Here is a 19693-nt window from a genome sequence, read left to right on the forward strand (position 1 = left end):
GTGCATCGGGTGGTGGCCAACTCCCGATACCGTAGTGTTCACCATGTCATCCCGCCGAACCGCATCGCTGATCACTCTGGGCTGCGCGCGTAACGAGGTCGACTCCGAGGAGCTGGCCGCGCGACTCGAGGCTGCCGGCTGGCAGCTCGACGACGACGAGCCCGAGGTCGTCGTCGTCAATACGTGTGGCTTCATCGACTCGGCCAAGAAAGACTCCATCGACACGCTGCTGGCCGCCGCCGACTCCGGCGCCAAGGTGGTCGCCGCGGGCTGCATGGCCGAGCGCTACGGCAGCGAGCTGGCCGAGGCGCTGCCCGAGGCCGGCGCGGTCATCTCGTTCGACGACTACGCCGAGATCGGCGGCCGTCTCGACGACGTGCTCGCCGGTCGGCCGCTCAAGCCGCACACGCCACGCGACCGCCGCACGCTGCTGCCCATCTCGCCGGTGGATCGGGCCAGCGCGCCGAAGGCCAACATCCCAGGTCACGGCGACCTTCCGGCGGGCCTGGCGCCCGCCACGGGGCCGAGGGTGCTGCGCAAGCGGCTCGACGAGAGCCCGGTCGCCTCGCTCAAGCTGGCCTCCGGCTGCGACCGGCGCTGCTCGTTCTGCGCCATCCCGGCCTTCCGCGGCTCCTACGTCTCGCGCGGGCCGGACGAGCTGCTGGCCGAGGCCGACTGGCTGGCTCACCGGGGGGTGCGCGAGCTGGTCCTGGTGAGCGAGAACTCCACGTCCTACGGCAAGGACCTGGGCGACCTGAGGTCGCTGGAGAAGCTGCTGCCGCGGCTGGCGGCCGTCGAGGGCATCGAGCGCGTACGCGTCAGCTACCTCCAGCCGGCCGAGCTGCGCCCCGGCCTGATCGACGTGCTCACCGGCACCGACGGCGTGGCCCCCTACTTCGACCTGTCCTTCCAGCACGCCAGCGGCACGGTGCTGCGCCGGATGCGCCGCTTCGGCGATCCCGAGCGCTTCCTCGGGCTGCTGGAGAGCGTCCGCGAGCGGGCCCCGGAGGCGGGCGTGCGCTCCAACTTCATCGTGGGCTTCCCCGGCGAGACCGAGGAGGAGTTCGCCGACCTGGTCGGGTTCCTGGAGGAGGCCAGGCTCGACGTGATCGGCGTGTTCGGCTACTCCGACGAAGACGGCACCGAGGCGGCCGGGCTGCCGGGCAAGCTGGCGCAGGAGGTCGTCGACGAGCGCGTACGCGTGCTCAGCGACCTGGCCGAAGAGCTGACCGCCCAGCGCGCGGAGGAGCGCATCGGCACCGAGGTCGACGTGCTGATCGACGACGACCTCGGCGACGGCGGCTACGACGGCAGGGCCGCCCACCAGGGCCCCGAGGTCGACGGGTCCGTCACGGTCCAGGGCATCGGCCTGGTCAAGGGGCAGATCGTCCGCGCCGTCGTGGTCGACGCCGAGGGGGTTGACCTGATCGCGCGCATCAAGGCCGGTCCATGACCAGGGACGAGCGCCGCGTGGTGAGCCCGTGGAACATCGCCAACGTCCTCACGGTCCTCCGGTTGGTGCTCGTCCCCTTCTTCGTCTTCTGCCTCTTCCTGCCGGGCACGGGCTGGCGGGTGGTCGCGCTGGCGGTGTTCGCGGTGGCGTCCATCACCGACCACCTCGACGGGGAGCTGGCCAGGCGCTACGGCCTCATCACCGACTTCGGCAAGATCGCCGACCCGATCGCCGACAAGGCGCTCACCGGGGCGGCGCTGGTGTGCCTGTCGATCCTCGACGAGCTGCCCTGGTGGGTCACGGTCGTCATCCTCGTCAGAGAGCTGGGCATCACGGCGCTCAGGTTCGTGCTGCTGCGGCGCGCGGTCATCCCGGCCAGCTTCGGCGGCAAGGTCAAGACCGTGCTGCAGATCGCCGCCATCGTGCTCTACCTCCTGCCGTTCGTGCCGGGGCCCGTCCGGTGGGTGGTGATGGGCGCGGCCGTCGTGGTCACCGTGGGCACGGGGGCCGACTACGTCATCAGAGCCGCGAAGCTGCGGAAAGTGGCCAGACAGGCACGCGGGAAGTGATCGATGGCTGACGTGGCCGAGGTGCTGACGATGCTGGTCGGCCAGGGCGCGACGGTCGCGGTGGCCGAGTCGCTGACCGGCGGGCTCATCGGCGCGGCGATCACCTCGGTCTCCGGGTCGTCCAAGGCGTTCAGGGGCGGGGTGATCTCCTACGCCACCGAGCTCAAGCACGAGCTGCTGGGCGTGCCGGCGCAGCTCCTGCGGCGCGAGGGGGCGGTGCATCCCGGGGTGGCCGCGGCGATGGCGGCCGGGGTCGCGCGGGTGTGCGGGGCGACGTACGGGGTGGCGGTGACCGGGGTGGCCGGGCCGGAGCCGCAGGACGGCAAGCCGGTCGGCACCGTCTACGTGGCCGTGGCGGGGCCGGACGGGCGGATCTGGGCCCGCGAGCTGAGCCTCAAGGGGTCGCGCGAACGCATCAGGGTAGAGACGGTGGACGAGGCAGTCGATCTCCTTTCAGGTGTGCTCAAGGCGAACGTAGGGGAACATTCCGGGTGATTACCGTGTTACGTCCCGAGCGAACATGCGATGCACGGTCTGACGCGGTGTCGGTGGATACGGGTACGGTGGAGCTGTGAGTGAGGTCCGTGAGCCAACTGCAAGCACCGAGCGCCCGGCAGGCGGGCCTGATGAGTCGCGCAACGAGCCACGAGCGGTTCAGGGTCGGCAGCGCCCAGTGATGACGGCGAGGAGTATGTACGAACCCAACAAGACCAATGTGCGGCACGATCCGATCGCGCGGGGCGTGGTGAAGACGTCCGCGCCGGGGAGGGAGCGACAGATGATTCTGCTGCGTCAACTGCTCGGCGACGTGCTGAGGCGGTTGCGTGTGCGGCAGGGGCGCACGCTACGCGAGGTGTCCACCTTGGCCCGTGTCTCGCTCGGCTACCTGTCCGAGGTGGAGCGCGGCCAGAAGGAAGCCTCGTCCGAGTTGCTCGCGTCCATCTGCGGCGCGCTCGGAGTGCCGCTTTCGCAGGTGTTGCGTGAGGTTTCCGACCAGTTCGCGCTGGCGGAGCTCCAGGCCACTCCTGTGCTGGCCGACGTGCCCGAGCACGAGCGGCTGCCCCTTTCCGAGACGGTTACCGGGTCGATCTCCGACTCCGTGTTCCCCGAAGTCAAGGACATGGTGGCTGCCTAGCCCGGCTGGCAGCCAGGACACCACAGGATCAGCCGTTCCTGTGGCTGTGCCCCCATCTCCCCACGGCTGATGCGGGCGCCGCATCGGCGACAGGGCCTCCCCGCCCTGCCGTAGACCCAGGTCTGATTCGCTGGGCGGCGATCACCTGTGGTCACCGTGCCCGCATGTCCCTTGTTCGCGTCCAGCAGCCGCTGGGCCAGTGTCACGAGCCCCGCGAGATCCTCGATCTCCCCGACTTTCTGCCACGGCCAGATCCCGCGCAGGAAAAGGGTCTCGGCGCGATAGATCGTGCCGATCCCCGCCAGGTTGCGCTGATCGAGCAGCGCCTCCCCGATGGTCCTGCCCGGCGACCCTCGCAGCCTTCGCACGGCCTCGTCCGGGTCCCAGTCCGCGCCGAGCAGGTCCGGCCCCAGGTGGCCCACCAGGCGCTCCTCCTCGCCCGTTCTGACGAGATCCACCATTCCCAGCTTGACCCCGACGGCCTGCCACCGCTCGTTGGCCAGGATCAGGCGTACCTGGTCGCCGGGGGCGGTGCGCCGCCCGGCGGGCGCGATCTGCCAGCTTCCGTCCATGCGCAGGTGGGTGTGCACCGTGAGGTCGCCCTCCACCCGGGTGAGCAGGTGCTTGCCCCGGGAGAGCGTGGTGACGACCGCCCGGCCGCGCAGGTCGGCGGTGGCGTGCCTGGGGACGCGGAAGTCCGACCGGAGGAGCACGCTCCCGTCGAGCGCGCCCCTCAGCCGGGCGGCCGTGCGGTACACGGCGTCTCCTTCGGGCACCTCTCCAGTCTAGGAACCCGCGCCCGCCGTGCTTCGCCGTGCTTCGCCGTGCTTCGCCGTGCTTCGCCGTGGCGAGCACGTCCCGTGGCCGGGGATGCGCGGACGGTGGGAATGCGGTCCGGGGTGCCGTTCGGCGCCCTCGGCGGTGATAATGATGATCGCCGATGTTCGTGACGGAAGGCCGAGACGAGCCATGCCGGGGATCACGGGGTTACGGGCGGGAGATCCCGCCGAGGTCGCGCAATACAGGCTCACCGGCCGACTTGGGCCGGGCGTGTTCACCGGGCGGTCCAGAGACGGCGAGCCCGTGGTCGTGCGGCTGCTGCCGCCCGCCATGGAGGCCGAGCCCTTCCTGCGGGCCATGGAGCCGCTGCGGGCCCTGTCGGCGGTCGGCACCGCGCAGATCCTGGCCATCGGGGCGCTGGGCGAGCAGGCGTACCTGGTGACGGAGTTCGTGGACGGCCCGGCGCTGAAGGAGGCCGGCGGCACGTTCGACGCCGTGGGTCTCTACCGGCTGGCGACCGGCACGATCACCGCGCTGGTCGCCGTGCACCAGGCGGGGCTCGTCCACGGTGACCTCCGGCCGGGCAACGTGCTGCTCGGTCCCGACGGGCCCCGGCTGATCGACGCGGGCCTGGAGCAGGCGATGGCGCAGGCGTCCGTCTCCACCCGCAGGGTCGCCGTCCCCGCCTACACCGCGCCCGAGCGGCTGCGCGGCGCACCCGCGCAGCCGCCCGCCGACGTGTTCTCGTGGGCGGCGACCATGGTGTTCGCCGCCGGTGGCGCCTCGCCCTTCGAGGGCGGGTCGATGGGCGCCACCGTCGACCGCATCGTCAACGGCGAGCCCGACCTGCCCGACCTCGGCGAGTTGCGCGGCCTGATCGCGGCCTGCCTGGCCAAGGACCCGGCCGCGCGGCCCGCCGCCAGCGAGGTGCTGCTGCGGCTCGTCGGCCAGACCGCGTTCCTGACCGGGCGGCGGGCGGACACGGGGCCCGGGGAGAGTGATCCCCCGGAGAGCGGGCCGCCGGGCCGGAGCCTCCTGGTGGCGGTCGCCGCGTTCGTCGCCGGGGCGCTGGTGTCGGGAGTGGGCGTCTACGCGCTCACCGGCGCTGACCGGCCCGCCACGACCCAGGCCGCCACGACCGTCTCGCCCAGCCCGTCCGGCACGCCCACGGTCACCTCGTCCCAGGCCGTGGCGCCCGACGACAAGGTGGAGAAGAAGGCGGCGACCGACACGAAGCTGCCCGGCACCGGCGTCACCCTGCACGAGCACCCGAGCGACTCGATGCGGGTCGCCGCCTACCTCGAGAGCGACGGCAGGTTCACCAGCTACGCCAGGGACAGGACGGGGGCCTTCAAGGCCGTCAGCGCCTACGAGCAGCCCCTCCTGTCGCCCGGCGGTGACTGGGTGGCGCTCAACCCCATGCTCAAGTTCCAGGGCTCCGAGCTGGACCAGATCAAGTTCGTCAGGATGTCGACCGGCGAGTCGTTCGTCGTCAGCACGGTCAAGAAGCCCCTGCAGACCATGATCCCCGTCTGGTCCAGGGACGGCGGCAGGCTGCTGCTGTCGGTCTACGAGACGGTGAAGGACGGGCGGCGGCTCGTGGGCTTCGTCGTCGTGGACGTGGCCACCAGGAAGGCCGTCCATGTCGAAACCGAGTACGTCGACGACGGCTCCCTCTACTACAACTTCGCGCCCGACGGGGCGATCATGCGCGGCTTCGGCGACGGCAAGAACACCGGCGTCCAGTTCTACGACCTGTCGGGCCAGGTCACCAAGACGATGCACTGGGTGGGCCTGCCGCGCGGCGGCGAGTGGTTCTCACCGTCGGGCACCAGGCTCGCCACCGTCTGCCCGAACGGCGAGGAGCTGTGCGTCTGGGACGCCAGGACCGGCGCCCGCCAGGCGACCGTGCGGCTGGCGAGAAAGGACGGCGGCTTCCTCGGCTGGTTCAACGAGAAACACCTCCTCACGCAGGACCCCGGCAAGAAGAAGGGCACCCAGCAGATCAAGGTCATCGACCTCGCGGGGGACACCAGGCGAGTGCTGGCCGACCTGACGGCGGACGACTCCACCCTCCTCCAGATCGCCCGGGCGCCGGGCTCATGAGGCCGCTGCTCGCGACCGACCCCGTCCGGGTGGACGGCCACCGCATCGTCGGGCGGCTGGGCGAGGGCGGCCAGGGCGTCGTCTACCTCGGCGAGTCGCCAGACGGGACGCGGGTCGCGATCAAGATGCTCGGCGCGGGCCTGGACGACCCCGACGCACGGGCGCGCTTCGGCCAGGAGGTCGGTTACGCGCGGCGGGTCAAGGCGTTCTGCACGGCGCAGGTGCTGGCCAGCGGCGAGTTCGGCGGCACCCCGTACGTGGTGAGCGAGTACGTGGACGGCCCCTCGCTGGCGACCGTGATCCTCGACCGGGGCCCGCTGCGCGGCGCCGAACTGCGCCGCCTGGCGATCGGCACGCTGACCGCGCTGGCCGCCATCCACCGGGCCGGCGTCGTGCACCGGGACTTCAAGCCCGGCAACGTGCTGCTCAGCAGGGACGGGCCCCGCGTGATCGACTTCGGCATCTCCCGGGCGCTGGAGGAGCTGGAGCACCCTGGCGACCACATCGTGGGGACGCCGCCGTACATGGCGCCGGAACAGTTCGGCGGCGGTCCGTCGGGGCCTGCGGCCGACCTGTTCGCCTGGGCCTCGACCATGGTGGCCGCCGCGACGGGACGGCCGCCGTTCGGCACGGGCGCGGTGGCCCCGCTGGTCAACCGCATCCTGTCCGCCGAGCCCAACCTCGGTGACCTCGACGGCGAGCTGCGCGAGCTGGCCGTACGCTGCCTGGCCAAGGATCCCGCCGCGCGGCCCGCGGCGACGTACGCGCTGCTCACGCTGCTCGGGCACCGGGTGCCGGAGCAGGCGCTGAGGCACGCCGGCGAGCAGCGGCTGCTGGCCGAGGGGCAGCAGTCGGCGGCGCCGCCGCGCCGCCGCGCCCGGCCCCTGGTGGCCGGGGCGGCGGGCACGGCGCTGGCCGTCGCCGTCACCGTGGCCGTGCTGCTGCGGCCGCAGCCCGAGCCACAGCCCGAGCCGCAGCCACCGGCGTCCGCCACGGTGCCGCTGCCGACCCCGCGCCAGGGGGAGATGGCGTTGACGTCCACGTCGGAGCTGAAGATCGCGGACACGGGGATCACGCTCCACGAGAACCCGGCCGACCCGGTCTGGACCTCCTCCTACCACCTCCGGCGCGACGGCTACGAGACGTACGCGAGGGATCCCGCCACGGGGGCCTTCGGCTACTTCGGGAACTGGGAGGAGCCCGTCGTCTCCCCTGGCGGCCGTTTCGTGGTGTCCCTGCCGGTCACACGCCTGCGGCGGACCGACCACGAGACCGTACGCCTGCGCGACCGCGCCACCGGCCAGGACCGCGAGCTGCGTACGGTGGACAAGCCGCGCACGTTGTTCGCGCCCCTCTGGTCGTCCGACGGGCGGCGGGTGCTGGCGACGGTCTTCGACAGCGTGAGCGAGGCGCATCCCGTGGGGTTCGCCGTGGTGGACGCGGTCGCGGGCACGGTCGAGGTCACCGAGGCGGCCGGGGCGAAGGACACGTCGTACGTCTGGGGGTCGGACGACGCCAGCGTGTTGCAGCAGGGGCCGGGCGGGGACGTGCGCGCGCTCGCCCTGGACGGACGGGTGCTGCGCAGCTTCCCCGGAGTCGGGCCGCTGACCGGGGGAGGGGCGGCGCGGACCCCGCTCGGGACGGTCTTCGCCACGAAATGCCCGCGGAACTCGAGAAGGATCTGCTTCTGGGAGGAGACGACCGGCGTCGGGAAGGGCGAGGCCCGGCTGCCGGACGGCGCGTCGTTCCACGGCTGGCTCGACGGCCGCCACCTCCTGGTCACCGTCCCGCGCGGCGAGCGGAGCGACATCGCCATGGCGGACGCGAAGGGAAAAGTGGTCAGGATCCTGGCCGACGGCCCCAAGAGCGTGATCGACGACGTCACGCTCTGGTTCACCAGGAAATAGACCCCGTCTCGGCCGAGGCGGGGGACGGGGGCGGTGGTCGCGGCGCGGGTCAGTCCCAGGCGGCGGGGTCGGCGGCGAGCTGGCGGATGCGTTCGGGCAGCGAGCCGGAGGCGACCTGTTCGAGTGTGACCTCCTCCAGGATCGAGCGTTCGGTGGCGCGCAGGGCGATCCAGACCTGTTGCAGGGACTCGGCCGGGCCCCGGTAGCCGACGTGCTCGGGACGCTCGCCGCGAACGTTGGCCAGCGGCCCGTCGACCGCCCTGATCACGTCGGCCAGCGAGATCTCGGCGGGCGGCCTGGCCAGCACGTAACCGCCCTCAGGGCCCCGCTGCCCGCGTACGAGGCCGGCGCGGCGCATCTGGAGCAGGATGTTCTCCAGGTATTTGGGTGGCATGTCCTGCTCTTTGGCGAGCTCGCCCACGGTAGTCGGGCCCGCACCGGCAGCGGCCAGTTCGGCGGCGGCTCGGAGGGCGTAGTCGACACGAGCGGATAGGCGCATGTTCTCGATTATCCCCCCTGGTCAACACTGGTTAGGCGCAAGGTCGTCAGATCGGGCAGGTGATCTCAATCCGGCGGGCCCGTACGGGGGCGTGTGCTCGCCGGTGAGAGCAGGCAGGACCTGGAGCGCTAAACTTCCAACAACCTTTTCGATAACGGTCCTTTCGATGCGACGGCGGGAATCAGCGTGGAGCGACGCCCTGGTGTGCCCAGACTGCTCAGGGAGATCAATGACCGGGCCGCGCTGGAGCTGCTGCTGGCGACCGGACCCATGACGCGCGGGCAGATCGGCGACCTGACCGGTCTGTCCAAGGTCACGGCCTCCCAGACGCTGGCGAGGCTGGAGGAGCGCGGGCTGGTCGAGGTGGTAGGCACGCAGGCGGGCGGGCGCGGCCCCAACGCGGCGCTCTACTCGGTGATCGCCTCCAGCGCCTACGTGGCCGGCCTGGAGGTCGGGCCCGAGCTGATCTCCACGGCCGTGGCCGACATCCACGGCCACACCATCGCCGAGGTCAGCGTCGCCCCCAACGGCCACGACGACCCGGTCTCCGTCGTGCACGGCGCGATCGCCAAAGCCTGTCGCAGCGCCAAGGTCAGCCTCTCCAAGCTGCGCGGCGTGGTCATCGGCACGCCCGGCGTGGTCGATCCGCGCAGCGGCGACATCCGCTTCTCCTTCGACCTGCCCGGCTGGCACGAGGGCATCCACCAGGCCCTGGCGGGCGATCTGCGGCGCCAGGTCACCATCGAGAACGACGTCAACCTCGCGGCCATCGCCGAGCGCGCCGACGGGGCGGCCCAGGGGGTCGACGACTTCGTGCTGCTGTGGTCCAGCCGCGGCCTGGGGATGGCCGTGATGCTGGGGGGCAAGCTGCACCGGGGGCGTTCCGGCAGCGCGGGCGAGATCGGCTACCTGCCGGTGCCGGGGGTGCCGCTGCCGGAGGACATCCGTACGCTGCCGGGGCGGCTGCCCTCCCTGGCGGGCGGCCTGCAGTCGCTGGTCAGCGCCGAGGCGGTGACGGAGCTGGCCCAGAGCTACGGGTTCGCGGCCGGCAGCGCGACCGAGTGCGTCAGGGTGGCGGCGGCGGCCGGGGCCGCGGGAGAGCCGCTGCTCGACGAGATCGCGCACCGGCTGGCCCTGGGGGTGGCGGCGGTGTGCGTGATCCTCGATCCCGGGCTGGTGGTGCTGGCCGGGGAGGTGGGGCACGCCGGGGGCGCGGCGCTGACGTCCCGGGTGGAGGAGGCGGTGGCCCGCATCTGCCCGGTGCGGCCCCAGGTCGTGACCACGACGGTGACCGACAAGAACCCGGTGCTGCGCGGGGCCGTGCTGGCGGCCCTCGAGCGGGCCCGCGAGGATCTGCTGGCTCCCTGAGCCTGCTCACGCCCCCAGGTCGCGCGCCCGGGTCGCGCCAGGGTCACGCGCCGGGCGGTGCCAGGCGCGGGCCGCGATAGGGCAGGGTGGTGCTGTAGACCACGTTGGTGGTGGTGCCGCCGAACGCGGCGAGTTCGTCGACGACCTGTTCGAGGTGCGCCATCGACGTCGCGGTCACCTTGAGCACGTAGCAGTCGTCTCCGGTGGTGCGCAGGCACTCCAGGATCTCCGGCCGCCGCTCCAGCAGCCGGTGCAGCGGTTCGTGCCGGCTGCCGGGGTATTTCAGCCGGACCACGGCGAGCACCGCGAAGCCCGTCTTGGACAGGTCGACCTCGGCACGGTAGCCGCTGATCACCCCGGCGGCCTCCAGCCGCCGCACCCGTTCGGTGGTGGCCGACGCGCTCAGCTTGACCCGGCGGCTCAGCTCTGTGATGGGCAGCCGGCCGTCGCTCTGCAGCTCGGCGAGGATGGCCCAGTCGACGGCGTCAAGATTCTCGGCCATGGGGCCAATCTACCGGGATGTTCACGGCGAATGACGTCGAGAGCCGGGAACATGGTGTTCACAGTCCGTGGTCGCCGTGGTTAACGTGGGTCACGTGCAGATTGGCGTGAACGTACCGAACTTCGCCCCGGGCACCGACCCCGAGTTGCTCCGGCGGTGGGCGCAGACGATCGAGGGCCTCGGCTTCGACCTGCTGATGGTCTCCGACCACATCGCCGTGACCCCTGACGTGGCCGAGAGATATCCCGCGCCGTTCTACGAGCCGTTCACCACGCTGTCCTGGCTGGCCGGGGTGACCTCCCGGGTCAGGCTGGGCACCACGGTGGTCGTCGTCCCGTACCGGCATCCGCTGCTCACCGCCCGGATGGCGGCGAACCTCAACCGGCTCAGCGGCGGCCGGTTCGTCCTCGGCGCCGGCGTCGGCTGGGCCCGGCAGGAGTTCGAGGCGCTCGGCGTGCCGTTCGGGCGGCGCGGCGCGCTGACCGACGAATACCTGCGGGCCATGCGCGACGCCTGGCGCGACACCGGCGACTACGATTCGGCGCCGATCCCGATCTGGGTCGGCGGCAACAGCGACGCCGCCGTACGCCGGGCCGTGTCGCTCGGTGACGCCTGGCACTCGCTGCGGGGCACGCCCGGCTGGCTGGCGGAGGGAGCCGGGCGGCTGAAGTCCGTCGCCGGTGAGCTGGGCCGCCCGGTGCCCGCGTTCGCGCCGCGCATCCAGCTCCGGGAGAGCGCCGAACCGGTCACCTCCCCCGACCGGCCCGCCGGGGTCGGCACCATCGACCAGATCATCGCCGACCTCGACCGGCTCCGGCTGCTCGGGGCGGAGACGGTGCTGCTCGACTCGTTCGACGGCGATCTGAGCGAGATCGGCAGGCCGGAGCGCGCCTGGCGGACGCTCGCGGCCGTGGCCGCATACCACCACTCCCAGGAGCACTGATGACACCCGACGACGAGAAGTTCCTCCGCCGTGCCGTGGAACTCGCCAGGCAGGCCGGGGCGTCCGGCGAGCGGCCCTTCGGCTCGCTGCTGGTCGGCGCGGACGGCACCGTCCTGGCCGAGGACCACAACACCGTGGTCTCCGACTCCGACATCACCGCTCACCCGGAGCTGAAGCTGGCCCGCTGGGCCGCTCGCGAACTCGCTCCCGAGGCGGCGGCCGTCACCACCATGTTCACCAGTTGCCAGCCCTGCCCGATGTGCGCGACCGCGATCTCCCGCTCCGGCCTCGGCCGGGTGGTGTACGCCCTGTCCGCCGAACAGTTCGAGCAGGTCAAGCCGGTCACCCCGGCGCCGCCCCCGGTACGGTACGAGGGCCCGGCGCTGTTCGACGAGGCCCGGCGGCCGATCGACGACTACTACTGACGCGCGGGAGCGCACCTGACCGAACCGGCCCACCGCCCCGGCTGCCATGCCGCGGGGCGGTGGGCCGGGGCGTCACACGGTCAGCAGCTCGATGGCGGCCTGCGTGTTGGCGCGGGCGGCCCCGTACGTGGCGATGTAGGCGGCGCTGTCAGGACGCCACACGGGCAGGCCCATCTCGATCACCGTCGTGTCGGGACGGGCCGCCACCAGCGCGGAGACCAGCTCCCGGCTCTCGTGGTAGCGGTGCGCGTCCTTGACCACGACGACCAGCGACCGGTTCACGGCCTTGGCCAGCAGCCCGGTCACGTCGGCCGCCGCGGGCTTGACGCGGACGACCTCGGCGTCCGGCAGCCACGGGCCCACGCCCCACGGCACGTCTCCCACGGCGATCGTCGGCGGGGTGTCCACCTCGACCACCAGGGGGTCGACGAGGGGCTCCGCCGCACCGGTCAGGCGCACGGCGCGGCGGGCCGCGTCCAGGCCGACCGCGTCCCGCTCGGACGCGATCCGCTCCGGCCCGCCGAGCCAGGCGTGCAGGGCCGCCACCCGCGCCGCCGCCTCCTCCAGGCGGGCGGCCGGCAACCGGCCCTCGTGCACGGCGGTGACGATCTCGGCGATGACGGCCTGGATGTCGTCGTACGTCGGCACCGGGCCCAGGCACAGCAGGTCGGCCCCGGCCGCGATGGTCAGCACGGCGCCGCCGGCCAGTCCCACGCTCTTGGTGATCGCGTGCATGTCGAGCGCGTCGGTGACGATCACGCCGTCGAAGCCGAGCTCGCCCCTGAGGAGCCCGGTCAGCGCGGCGGCGGACAGCGTGGCCGGCGTGTCGCCGGTCAGCGCCGGCACGGCGACGTGCGCGGTCATCACCGACTTGGCGCCCGCGCCGATGGCCGCCTCGAAGGGCGCGAGTTCCCGCTCCCGCAGCACGTCCAGGCCGACGTCCACGACGGGCACGGCCACGTGCGAGTCGATCCGGGTGGCGCCGTGCCCGGGGAAGTGCTTGACGCAGGCGGCCACGCGCACCGACTGCAGCCCTTCGACGGCGGCCGCTGTGTGCCTGGCGACCAGCCCCGCCTCGGCGCCGAACGACCTGGTGCCGATCACCGGGTTGTCCGCCTCGGAGTTGACGTCCGCGCTGGGCGCCATGTCCAGGTTGATGCCGCACGCGACCAGCTCCGAGCCGATGGCCCGGTGGACCCGCCGGGTCAGCTCCACGTCGTCCACGGCCCCGAGGGCCGCGTTGCCCGGGTACGGGCTGCCCACGTGGTAGGCGAGGCGCGTGACGTCCCCGCCCTCCTCGTCGAGCGAGATGACGGGCTCACCGGCGCCTCGTAGCGCGGTGGTCAGGTCGAGCACCTGGCCGGGGTCGGACACGTTGAAGCCGAAGAGCGTCACGCCGCCCAGACCTCGCTCCAGCTCACGCAGCACCCATTCGGGTGGCCGCAGGCCCTGGAAGGCGACGAGCAGTGTGCCGGCCGCGAGGCGGCGCAGCCCCCGATCACTCTGACTCATGGCTCCTCATCAAGAGAGTGTTGACATGCGGAATTGACGGCCTGGCCGGGTACGGCCCCGGCGTGCCGTACCCGGCCAGGCCGGTGGGTCAGCCCTTCACGGCCCCGGCGACCAGGCCGGAGACCATGCGGCGCTGGACGAGCAGGAAGAAGACGACGACGGGCAGCGTCATCAGCGTGGCCCCGGCCATGATGGCGCCCCAGTCGACGCCCTTCTGGCCGAAGAAGTACTGCAGGGCGACCGGCATCGTGTATCCCTCCGACCCGGACATCAGGTAGAGGGCGAAGACCAGGTCGTTCCACGCGGTGATGAACGAGAAGATGCTCGTGGCCACGAGTCCCGGCGCGACCAGCGGGAAGAGCACCTTCCAGAAGGTGGTCATGCGGCTGGCCCCGTCGATCCAGGCCGCCTCCTCCAGCGACTTGGGCACCGCGGCGACGAACGTCCGCAACATCCAGACGCCGAACGGCAGCGTCAGCGCGACCTGGGTGATGATCAGCCCGAGGAGCTGGTCGCCCAGCCCCACCCGCTTGACCATCATGTACAGCGGGATGAGCAGGCCCTCGGCGGGCAGCATCTGCACGATCAGCAGCACCACGAGGAAGACCCCGCGGCCCTTGAAGCGGAAGCGGGCGATCGCGGTGGCCGACAGCAGTGCGAAGGCCGAGCCGATGAGCACGGTGCCGAGCGCCACGATCGCGCTGTTGCGCATGTAGAGCCAGATGGAGTTGTTCGCGACGCCCTCGGTGAGCACCCGTGCGAAGTGGTCGAAGGTGAAGTGCGTCGGGAACGGGATGAACTCCGTGGTGAAGATCTGGTCGTTCTCCTTGAAGCCGGTGGAGACCATCCAGTAGACGGGGAAGACGGCGTAGAGGAAGACCAGGATCCCGGCCGTGTTCAGGAGGATCTTGCCGAGCCTCTTGCGTGCGAGCGGGGTCACATCTCCTCCTGCTTCACGATCTGCCTGACGTACACGACGGTGATGATGAGCAGGATGATCGTCAGCACCACGGAGATCGCCGCGCCCGTGCCCAGTTTCTGCGGGGGCTTGAACGCCTCGGCGACGGCGTACATCGACAGGTTGAAGCCGTCACGGTTGGTCGGACCGTTCATGAGCACGTAGAGCTGGCTGAACACCTTGAAGTCCCAGATGATCGACAGGATCGTCAGGACTGCGAAGACCGGCTTGAGCAGCGGAAGGGTGATCCGCCGGAACGTGTGCCACGGGCCGGAGCCGTCCACCCTGGCGGCCTCGTACAGCTCGGCCGGGATGCCCTTGAGACCGGCCAGCACCGAGACGGCGATGAACGGGAACCCGGCCCACACCACGCAGACGATCAGCGCGATGTAGAGGGGGACGGTGTCGTTGAGCCAGGGGGTGCCGGTCCAGCTCGACTGCCCGTCGGGCGGGGCCGCGAGCCAGTCGGGCAGCAGGTTCAGCGCCCAGTTGACGATGCCGGCCTCGGCGTCGAAGAGCGAGCGCCAGATGACGCCCTGCGCCACCGGCGGCACGGCCCAGGCGAACATGCAGCCGATGACCACGAACAACGACATCTTCCTGCCCAGCCGGTGCAGCAGCACCCCCACGGCCGTGCCGACGATCAGCGTGAGTGAGACGGCGACGAAGGCGAAGACGACGGTGTTGCGCAGGGCCGACCAGAAGATGTCGTTTTCGAAGATCTTCGTGAAGTTCTCCAGCCCCACCCACTCCGCCGGTCTGCTGCCCCTGATCTGGGCCAGGCCGACCTTCTGGAAGGCCATGACCCCGAGTTGGAACATCGGGTAGAGGAGGAGACCCGCGATGACCAGCAGGCCGGGGATGAGCAGGAGGTACGGGATGCTCCATACCGGCAGCCCGCTGCCCCGCGCGCTCCGGGCGCTCTTCTTGCGCCGGCGGCCCGGGGCGGGGGACGAGTCCCTGCCCCGGGCGACCGTTGTCGTGTCCGCCATCGTTACTGGTTCAGGATCTCTTCGAGTTCCTTGTTGGCGTCAGCGAGGGCGGTGGCGGCGTCCTTCTTGCCCTCGATGACGGCCCGTGCCGCGTTCTGCATCACGGCCTTGGTCGCGTCGGCCTCGGTCCAGTTGGGGTCGGCGGGGAACGCCTTGGCCTTGGCGAACGCCTGGGCGAACGCGCCCTGGGCGGGGTCCTCGTTCATGGCGGCCAGGGTGTCGGGGTAGACCGGGAGCAGGCCGCCCTCCTTGGCGTACCGGTCGGCCCAGGTCTTGCTGGTGGCGAGCTTGATGTACTCCTTGCCCAGCTCGGCCTGCTGAGTGCCGCCCCACAGCGCGATGTCGTTGCCGCCGAAGAAGGACGCGGCCGGCTCGCCGGTCTTGGAGGGCAGCGGGAAGAAGGCGAGCTTGTCGCCCTTCAGCTTGCCCTTGGAGTCCTCCTCGATGCCGGACAGGTCCCACGCGGCGGTGAGGTACATCGCGACCTTGTCGTTGGCGAAGCGCTTGCGGATGTCCACCGTGTTGAGCGTCAGGTTCGCCTTGCTGGACAGGCCGCTCTGGACCAGGCCGGTGTAGGTCTCGAAGCCCTTGGCGAAGCCGGGCTCGGTGACCTTGCCGACCCACTTGTCGCCTTCCTTGACGGCGTACTCGCCGCCCTCGGACCAGGCGAACGCGGCCAGCAGGTGGTTGGCGTCGGAGCCGCCGTTGAAGGCGAAGCCGTCCACCCCCTCGCCCTTCTCCTCCTGGATCTTCTTGGCGGCGGCGACCAGCTCGTCCCAGGTCTTGGGGATCTCGATCTTGAGGTCCTCGAACCAGTCCTTGCGGTAGAGGACGGCGCGGGCGCCGGCGCCCCACGGAACGGCGTAGATCTCGTTGTCGACGGTCTCGTAGCCGTACAGGTTCTGGGGGATCTGCGACCGGTCGCCCTCGCGGGCGATGTCGGTGATCGGCTCAAGCGCGTCCTGGCTCTGCCACATCGGCACCTGGTCGTTGCCGATCTCCGTCACGTCCGGGCCCGTGCCGGTCGCGGCGGCGGCGAACTTGTCGGCCACCTGCGGCCAGGGGATCCACTCAAGCCTGACGTCGGCGCCGGTCTGCGTCTTGAACTCGGCGTTCAGTTCCTCCATGTACTTGGCCGCGGCCGGGTTGCTGTCACCGAGCCGCCAGACGCTGAGCGTCTTGCCGGCGAACTTGGGGCCGGAGGCGGCGGCGCTGGGTGAGGACGTGGTGGAGGGCTGTTCACTCGAGCCACAGGCGGCGATGCCCAGGGCCAGTGCGGCCGTGGTGACCGTAGTGGCCGTGATCTTCGCGATCCTCACAGGGTTCTCCCTTCCCGGGTGCCGGCCAACGGTCCCGCACCAGGCTGATCGTCAAATGCCGAACGATGTTGTTAAACTAACAAGAAACTTTCTTAAAAAAAACGCTCGTTAGCCGATCGTGACGAGAAGGGTGCGCCGATGAGCCGAGACCCGGGAACCCCCCGGTTGCTGCGCCGGTTGAACGACCGGGCGGCACTCGAACTGCTTCTCGGAGACGGCCCTCTCACCCGTGCCGAGCTCGGTGAGCGCACGGGGCTCTCCAAGGTAACCGCTGGTCAGCTCCTTGCCCGCCTGGAAGAGCGAGGGCTGGTGGAGGTCGCGGGCGAGCGCGCGGGAGGCCGGGGCCCCCACGCCGCCCTGTACGCCGTGGTTCCCTCCAGCGCGTACGTCGCCGGCCTCGAGGTCCTGCCCGACAGCCTCACCGTCGGTGTGGCGGACATCACAGGCCGGGTCGCCGTCGAGGTCACCCTCGACCCGGCCAACGGCCGCGACCCCGTCAAGGCGGTGCACGCCGCCGTGCGCCGGGCCTGCGACGCGGCCGACATCGAGCTGTCGCAACTGCGCTCGTTCGTCATCGGCACCAGGGGAGTGGTCGACCCGGGCACCGGGGACGTGCGCTGGTCGTACGACCTGCCCGCCTGGCACGTCGGCGTGCTGGCCAGCCTGCGCCGGACGCTCGGCGCCTCGGTCACCATCGAGAACGACGTCAACCTGGTCGCCCTCGCCGAGCACCGCTACGGCGCGGCGGCCGGGGTCGACGACTTCGTGGTCATCTGGGCCGGGGTCGGCCAGGGCCTGGGCGTCATGCTGGGCGGCAGGCCGCACCGGGGCATCTCCGGGGCGGCGGGCGAGATCGGCTGGCTGCCGGTGCCGGGGGAGCCCCTGCCCTCGGACGTCTCCCAGCCGCAGTCGGGCTCGTACCAGCGCCTGGTGGGGCACGACGCCCTGCGCGGGCTGGCCGAGGAGCGCGGGCTGAGCGGTGCCACGGTGCCCGACCTCGTACGCGAGGGCGACGAGGACTTCCTCGACGAGGTCGCGGCCCGGCTGGCCGTGGGCGCGGCGGCCGTGACCGTCGTGCTCGACCCCGAGCTGATCGTGCTCAGCGGCGACGTCGGCCGCGCGGGCGGCGAGAGGCTGGCGGCCAAGGTGCAGCGGGCCGTGGCCCGGATGTGCCCGAGCAGGCCCGCCGTCGTGACGACCAGGGTGGCAGGGAACGCCGTGCTGCGCGGCGCTCTGGTGGCGGCCCTGGAGCAGGCCCGGGAACAGGTCTTCTCCGACACTGTGTGAGAATCTCTGCCCATGTGGCACTCCCCGAACGACGTCGTGCTCATCTCCGATCCCCGTGTGACCTCGATCCCGGTGCGGGAGGGCGGCGAGCCGCTCGCGGACGTACGCGGGCGGCTGCGGGTGGACCACCGGCTGGCCGACGACCGGGGCGCCTACGCGCACCTGCGCGAGGGCGTGCTGCGGCGCCTGGAGCACGCCGAGCGCCTGCTGCCCGACGGCTACCACCTCCTGGTCGTGGAAGGCTACCGGCCCGTCGCCACGCAACGCCGGATCTTCGACCAGTATCGGGCTGAGCTGCAAACCACATTTCCTAATATGTCGCCTGACCAGGTGTATATCGCGGCGAGCCGCTATGTGTCACCGGTCGAGGTGGCCCCGCACACCGCCGGCGCCGCCGTCGACCTCACCCTGTGCGCCCCCGACGGCCTCGAATACGACATGGGCACCGCGGTCAACGACAACCCGGAGCAGAGCGACGGCGCCTGCTACACCGCCGCCCCGAACATCTCCGACGACGCCCGCGCCAACCGCAAGCTGCTGGCCGCCGCCCTGGAGCCGGCCGGGCTGGTCAACTACCCGACCGAGTGGTGGCACTGGTCGTACGGAGACCGTTACTGGGCGATGTCCACCCAAGCGGAGCACGCGCTCTTCGGCCCGGTGGAGTTCACGGGCTGACAACCCTTTGCCGTCAGGGTTTTCCACAGGGCGTGGTAGGGGCACACCCCGTACGGAGGTTCTCGACTTCCCAGCGAGGTGTGGGCATGGTTCCACTCATCGGGATCGAAGAGGAATACCTCGTCGTCGATCCCCGCACTCGCCACGTGACTCCCCGGGCGGCAGAGGTCCTTGCCGCGGCGACGGACGCGCTCGACGTGGTGCATGAAATCACCAGATTCCAGGTGGAGGCCCGCACGCCGCCCTCCGCCGACCTGAGCGACCTGGGCTCGCACCTGCGCGCGGCCCGCAAGGAGCTGGCGGTCGCGGCCCGCTCCCGCGGGCTGGCCGTGGTCGCGTGCGGCATGCCGGTCCTGGGCAAAGTGATGCCGCCGCCGCTCACCGACGACGACCGCTACCTGCGGGGCCGGGTGCTCTACCGCGCGCTGCAGGACGAGCTGAGCATCTGCGCCCTGCACGTACACGTGGACGTGCCCGACCCCGAGCACGCCGTCTACGTGGGCAACCACTTACGGCCCTGGCTGCCGACGCTGATCGCGCTGGCCGCCAACTCGCCGTTCTTCGTGGGCCGCGACACGGGCTACGCCTCCTGGCGGGTGATCTCCTGGGGACGCTGGCCGGTGTCGGGGGCGCCGCCCTTCTTCCCGTCGTTCGCGGCGTACGAGCTGGCCCTGCGGTCCCTGGCGGAGTCGGGCGTGCTGCTCGACGCCAAGACCGTCTACTGGGACTCCCGTCCGTCGCCCCTGCTGCCCACCGTGGAGATCAGGGTGGCCGACGTGCCGCTCGACGTGGCCGACAGCCTCACCCTGATCGGGCTCATCCGCGCGCTGGTGGTCACCGCGCTGGGCGCCGTGGCGCGCGGTGACCGGGGGCTGCCGGTGCCGTCCGAGGTGCTGCGGGCCGCGTACTGGCGGGCCGCCCGTGACGGGCTGCGGGGCGACAGCCTCGACCTGCGGCACGGCACGCTCGTGCCCGCGGCGGTGCTGGCCGGGCGTCTCCTGGAGCACGTACGCCCGGCGCTGGCCGAGGCCGGCGACCTGACGTACGTCCAGGAGGGCCTCGACCGGCTGCTGCGGCAGGGGTCGGGGGCCATGCGGCAGCGGCGGGCGTACGCGCGGGGCAACGACCTGGCCGAGGTGGTGGACGACCTCATCGAGGCCACCGTCGCCTAGATGATTGATGCCAAGGGGGATGGCTACGGTTAGTGGTCGTAGGCGATCAGGGATCGCTTGATCGGCTGGCCGGTGTTGTCGTTGAGCCAGA

At 71.5% G+C, this 19693-nt stretch carries 19 protein-coding genes; 12 read left to right on the plus strand and 7 right to left on the minus strand.

Annotation, left to right across the window (positions count from 1 at the left end):
• The first annotated feature begins 43 nt into the window (after window positions 1-43).
• The 4 genes from rimO (at window position 44) to ACZ6S0_RS41325 (ending at window position 3157) form a co-directional block, all read left to right on the plus strand.
• Entirely contained in the window at window positions 44-1453 is a 1410-nt protein-coding gene (gene rimO / locus ACZ6S0_RS41310) for a 30S ribosomal protein S12 methylthiotransferase RimO (protein WP_465924781.1), read from the plus strand.
• Window positions 1450-2022 (plus strand): CDP-diacylglycerol--glycerol-3-phosphate 3-phosphatidyltransferase, encoded by a 573-nt coding sequence (gene pgsA, locus ACZ6S0_RS41315; protein ID WP_465924782.1) that lies wholly within the window; start codon window positions 1450-1452, stop codon window positions 2020-2022. Before rimO ends, pgsA begins: the two co-directional genes overlap by 4 nt.
• 3 nt (window positions 2023-2025) lie before the next feature.
• Window positions 2026-2517 (plus strand): CinA family protein, encoded by a 492-nt coding sequence (locus tag ACZ6S0_RS41320; RefSeq protein WP_465924783.1) that lies wholly within the window; start codon window positions 2026-2028, stop codon window positions 2515-2517.
• Between the two features lie 283 nt (window positions 2518-2800).
• Window positions 2801-3157 (plus strand): helix-turn-helix domain-containing protein, encoded by a 357-nt coding sequence (locus ACZ6S0_RS41325; RefSeq protein WP_344890577.1) that lies wholly within the window; start codon window positions 2801-2803, stop codon window positions 3155-3157.
• Here ACZ6S0_RS41325 and ACZ6S0_RS41330 read toward each other — a convergent pair.
• Entirely contained in the window at window positions 3154-3933 is a 780-nt protein-coding gene (locus ACZ6S0_RS41330) for a DNA-formamidopyrimidine glycosylase family protein (protein WP_344890568.1), read from the minus strand. The two genes, ACZ6S0_RS41325 and ACZ6S0_RS41330, sit on opposite strands and share 4 nt — an antisense overlap.
• Window positions 3934-4126: 193 nt before the next feature.
• Between ACZ6S0_RS41330 and ACZ6S0_RS41335 the strand changes: the two genes are divergently transcribed.
• Together ACZ6S0_RS41335 and ACZ6S0_RS41340 are read left to right on the plus strand one after the other, a co-directional pair.
• The gene (locus ACZ6S0_RS41335) at window positions 4127-6043 is read left to right on the plus strand and encodes a serine/threonine protein kinase (protein ID WP_465924784.1); all 1917 of its coding nucleotides are present in this window, start codon (window positions 4127-4129) and stop codon (window positions 6041-6043) included.
• Window positions 6040-7950, plus strand: a complete 1911-nt coding sequence (locus ACZ6S0_RS41340; protein WP_465924785.1) for a serine/threonine-protein kinase — start codon at window positions 6040-6042, stop codon at window positions 7948-7950. The genes ACZ6S0_RS41335 and ACZ6S0_RS41340 overlap by 4 nt, the downstream gene beginning before the upstream one ends.
• A gap of 49 nt (window positions 7951-7999) precedes the next feature.
• On the opposite strand, the gene ACZ6S0_RS41345 is transcribed toward ACZ6S0_RS41340, so the two are convergent.
• On the minus strand, window positions 8000-8449 hold the full coding sequence (locus ACZ6S0_RS41345) for an RrF2 family transcriptional regulator (protein WP_465924786.1): 450 nt from the start codon (window positions 8447-8449) through the stop codon (window positions 8000-8002).
• A 186-nt stretch (window positions 8450-8635) separates the two neighbouring features.
• On the opposite strand from ACZ6S0_RS41345, the gene ACZ6S0_RS41350 reads away from it, so the two are divergent.
• On the plus strand, window positions 8636-9817 hold the full coding sequence (locus tag ACZ6S0_RS41350; protein ID WP_465924787.1) for an ROK family transcriptional regulator: 1182 nt from the start codon (window positions 8636-8638) through the stop codon (window positions 9815-9817).
• Window positions 9818-9860: 43 nt separating this feature from the next.
• On the opposite strand, the gene ACZ6S0_RS41355 is transcribed toward ACZ6S0_RS41350, so the two are convergent.
• Window positions 9861-10319 (minus strand): Lrp/AsnC family transcriptional regulator, encoded by a 459-nt coding sequence (locus ACZ6S0_RS41355; RefSeq protein WP_465924788.1) that lies wholly within the window; start codon window positions 10317-10319, stop codon window positions 9861-9863.
• Between the two features lie 94 nt (window positions 10320-10413).
• Here ACZ6S0_RS41355 and ACZ6S0_RS41360 point away from each other — a divergent pair, with 94 nt between their 5' ends.
• Window positions 10414-11262: an LLM class flavin-dependent oxidoreductase gene (locus ACZ6S0_RS41360; protein WP_465924789.1), complete on the plus strand. Its 849-nt coding sequence runs from the start codon at window positions 10414-10416 to the stop codon at window positions 11260-11262.
• Window positions 11262-11687 carry a nucleoside deaminase gene (locus ACZ6S0_RS41365; RefSeq protein WP_465924790.1) on the plus strand — a complete coding sequence of 142 codons (426 nt, stop codon included), beginning with the start codon at window positions 11262-11264 and terminating at the stop codon, window positions 11685-11687. Before ACZ6S0_RS41360 ends, ACZ6S0_RS41365 begins: the two co-directional genes overlap by 1 nt.
• A gap of 72 nt (window positions 11688-11759) precedes the next feature.
• Here ACZ6S0_RS41365 and ACZ6S0_RS41370 read toward each other — a convergent pair whose 3' ends face one another.
• The 4 genes from ACZ6S0_RS41370 to ACZ6S0_RS41385 form a co-directional block, all read right to left on the minus strand.
• Window positions 11760-13199, minus strand: a complete 1440-nt coding sequence (locus ACZ6S0_RS41370; protein WP_465924791.1) for a glycoside hydrolase family 3 protein — start codon at window positions 13197-13199, stop codon at window positions 11760-11762.
• 88 nt (window positions 13200-13287) lie between these two features.
• On the minus strand, window positions 13288-14139 hold the full coding sequence (locus tag ACZ6S0_RS41375) for a carbohydrate ABC transporter permease (protein WP_465924792.1): 852 nt from the start codon (window positions 14137-14139) through the stop codon (window positions 13288-13290).
• The gene (locus ACZ6S0_RS41380; protein WP_465924793.1) at window positions 14136-15149 is read right to left on the minus strand and encodes a carbohydrate ABC transporter permease; all 1014 of its coding nucleotides are present in this window, start codon (window positions 15147-15149) and stop codon (window positions 14136-14138) included. The genes ACZ6S0_RS41375 and ACZ6S0_RS41380 overlap by 4 nt, the downstream gene beginning before the upstream one ends.
• Window positions 15150-15151: 2 nt before the next feature.
• Window positions 15152-16468 carry an extracellular solute-binding protein gene (locus ACZ6S0_RS41385; protein WP_344891630.1) on the minus strand — a complete coding sequence of 439 codons (1317 nt, stop codon included), beginning with the start codon at window positions 16466-16468 and terminating at the stop codon, window positions 15152-15154.
• Window positions 16469-16606: 138 nt separating this feature from the next.
• On the opposite strand from ACZ6S0_RS41385, the gene ACZ6S0_RS41390 reads away from it, so the two are divergent.
• The 3 genes from ACZ6S0_RS41390 to ACZ6S0_RS41400 all read left to right on the plus strand — a co-directional run bounded on the left by ACZ6S0_RS41390 (window position 16607) and on the right by ACZ6S0_RS41400 (window position 19602).
• Entirely contained in the window at window positions 16607-17755 is a 1149-nt protein-coding gene (locus ACZ6S0_RS41390; RefSeq protein WP_465924794.1) for an ROK family transcriptional regulator, read from the plus strand.
• Between the two features lie 12 nt (window positions 17756-17767).
• A complete protein-coding gene (locus tag ACZ6S0_RS41395) occupies window positions 17768-18430 on the plus strand; it encodes a M15 family metallopeptidase (protein ID WP_465924795.1) in 663 nt (220 codons plus the stop codon).
• Between the two features lie 86 nt (window positions 18431-18516).
• Window positions 18517-19602 carry a carboxylate-amine ligase gene (locus ACZ6S0_RS41400; RefSeq protein ID WP_465924796.1) on the plus strand — a complete coding sequence of 362 codons (1086 nt, stop codon included), beginning with the start codon at window positions 18517-18519 and terminating at the stop codon, window positions 19600-19602.
• The last annotated feature ends 91 nt before the right edge of the window (window positions 19603-19693 follow it).

The organism is Nonomuraea sp. NPDC051298 (genome assembly GCF_055586305.1).

What these genes read in the sequence shown, in the direction of transcription:
- rimO (WP_465924781.1), top strand. Translation starts at nt 44, where the DNA reads ATGTCATCCCGCCGAACCGCATCGCTGATCACTCTGGGCTGCGCGCGT.
- pgsA (WP_465924782.1), top strand. Translation starts at nt 1,450, where the DNA reads ATGACCAGGGACGAGCGCCGCGTGGTGAGCCCGTGGAACATCGCCAAC.
- ACZ6S0_RS41320 (WP_465924783.1), top strand. Translation starts at nt 2,026, where the DNA reads ATGGCTGACGTGGCCGAGGTGCTGACGATGCTGGTCGGCCAGGGCGCG.
- ACZ6S0_RS41325 (WP_344890577.1), top strand. Translation starts at nt 2,801, where the DNA reads ATGATTCTGCTGCGTCAACTGCTCGGCGACGTGCTGAGGCGGTTGCGT.
- ACZ6S0_RS41335 (WP_465924784.1), top strand. Translation starts at nt 4,127, where the DNA reads ATGCCGGGGATCACGGGGTTACGGGCGGGAGATCCCGCCGAGGTCGCG.
- ACZ6S0_RS41340 (WP_465924785.1), top strand. Translation starts at nt 6,040, where the DNA reads ATGAGGCCGCTGCTCGCGACCGACCCCGTCCGGGTGGACGGCCACCGC.
- ACZ6S0_RS41345 (WP_465924786.1), bottom strand. Translation starts at nt 8,449, where the DNA reads ATGCGCCTATCCGCTCGTGTCGACTACGCCCTCCGAGCCGCCGCCGAA.
- ACZ6S0_RS41355 (WP_465924788.1), bottom strand. Translation starts at nt 10,319, where the DNA reads ATGGCCGAGAATCTTGACGCCGTCGACTGGGCCATCCTCGCCGAGCTG.
- ACZ6S0_RS41365 (WP_465924790.1), top strand. Translation starts at nt 11,262, where the DNA reads ATGACACCCGACGACGAGAAGTTCCTCCGCCGTGCCGTGGAACTCGCC.
- ACZ6S0_RS41370 (WP_465924791.1), bottom strand. Translation starts at nt 13,199, where the DNA reads ATGAGTCAGAGTGATCGGGGGCTGCGCCGCCTCGCGGCCGGCACACTG.
- ACZ6S0_RS41380 (WP_465924793.1), bottom strand. Translation starts at nt 15,149, where the DNA reads ATGGCGGACACGACAACGGTCGCCCGGGGCAGGGACTCGTCCCCCGCC.
- ACZ6S0_RS41390 (WP_465924794.1), top strand. Translation starts at nt 16,607, where the DNA reads ATGAGCCGAGACCCGGGAACCCCCCGGTTGCTGCGCCGGTTGAACGAC.
- ACZ6S0_RS41395 (WP_465924795.1), top strand. Translation starts at nt 17,768, where the DNA reads ATGTGGCACTCCCCGAACGACGTCGTGCTCATCTCCGATCCCCGTGTG.
- ACZ6S0_RS41400 (WP_465924796.1), top strand. Translation starts at nt 18,517, where the DNA reads ATGGTTCCACTCATCGGGATCGAAGAGGAATACCTCGTCGTCGATCCC.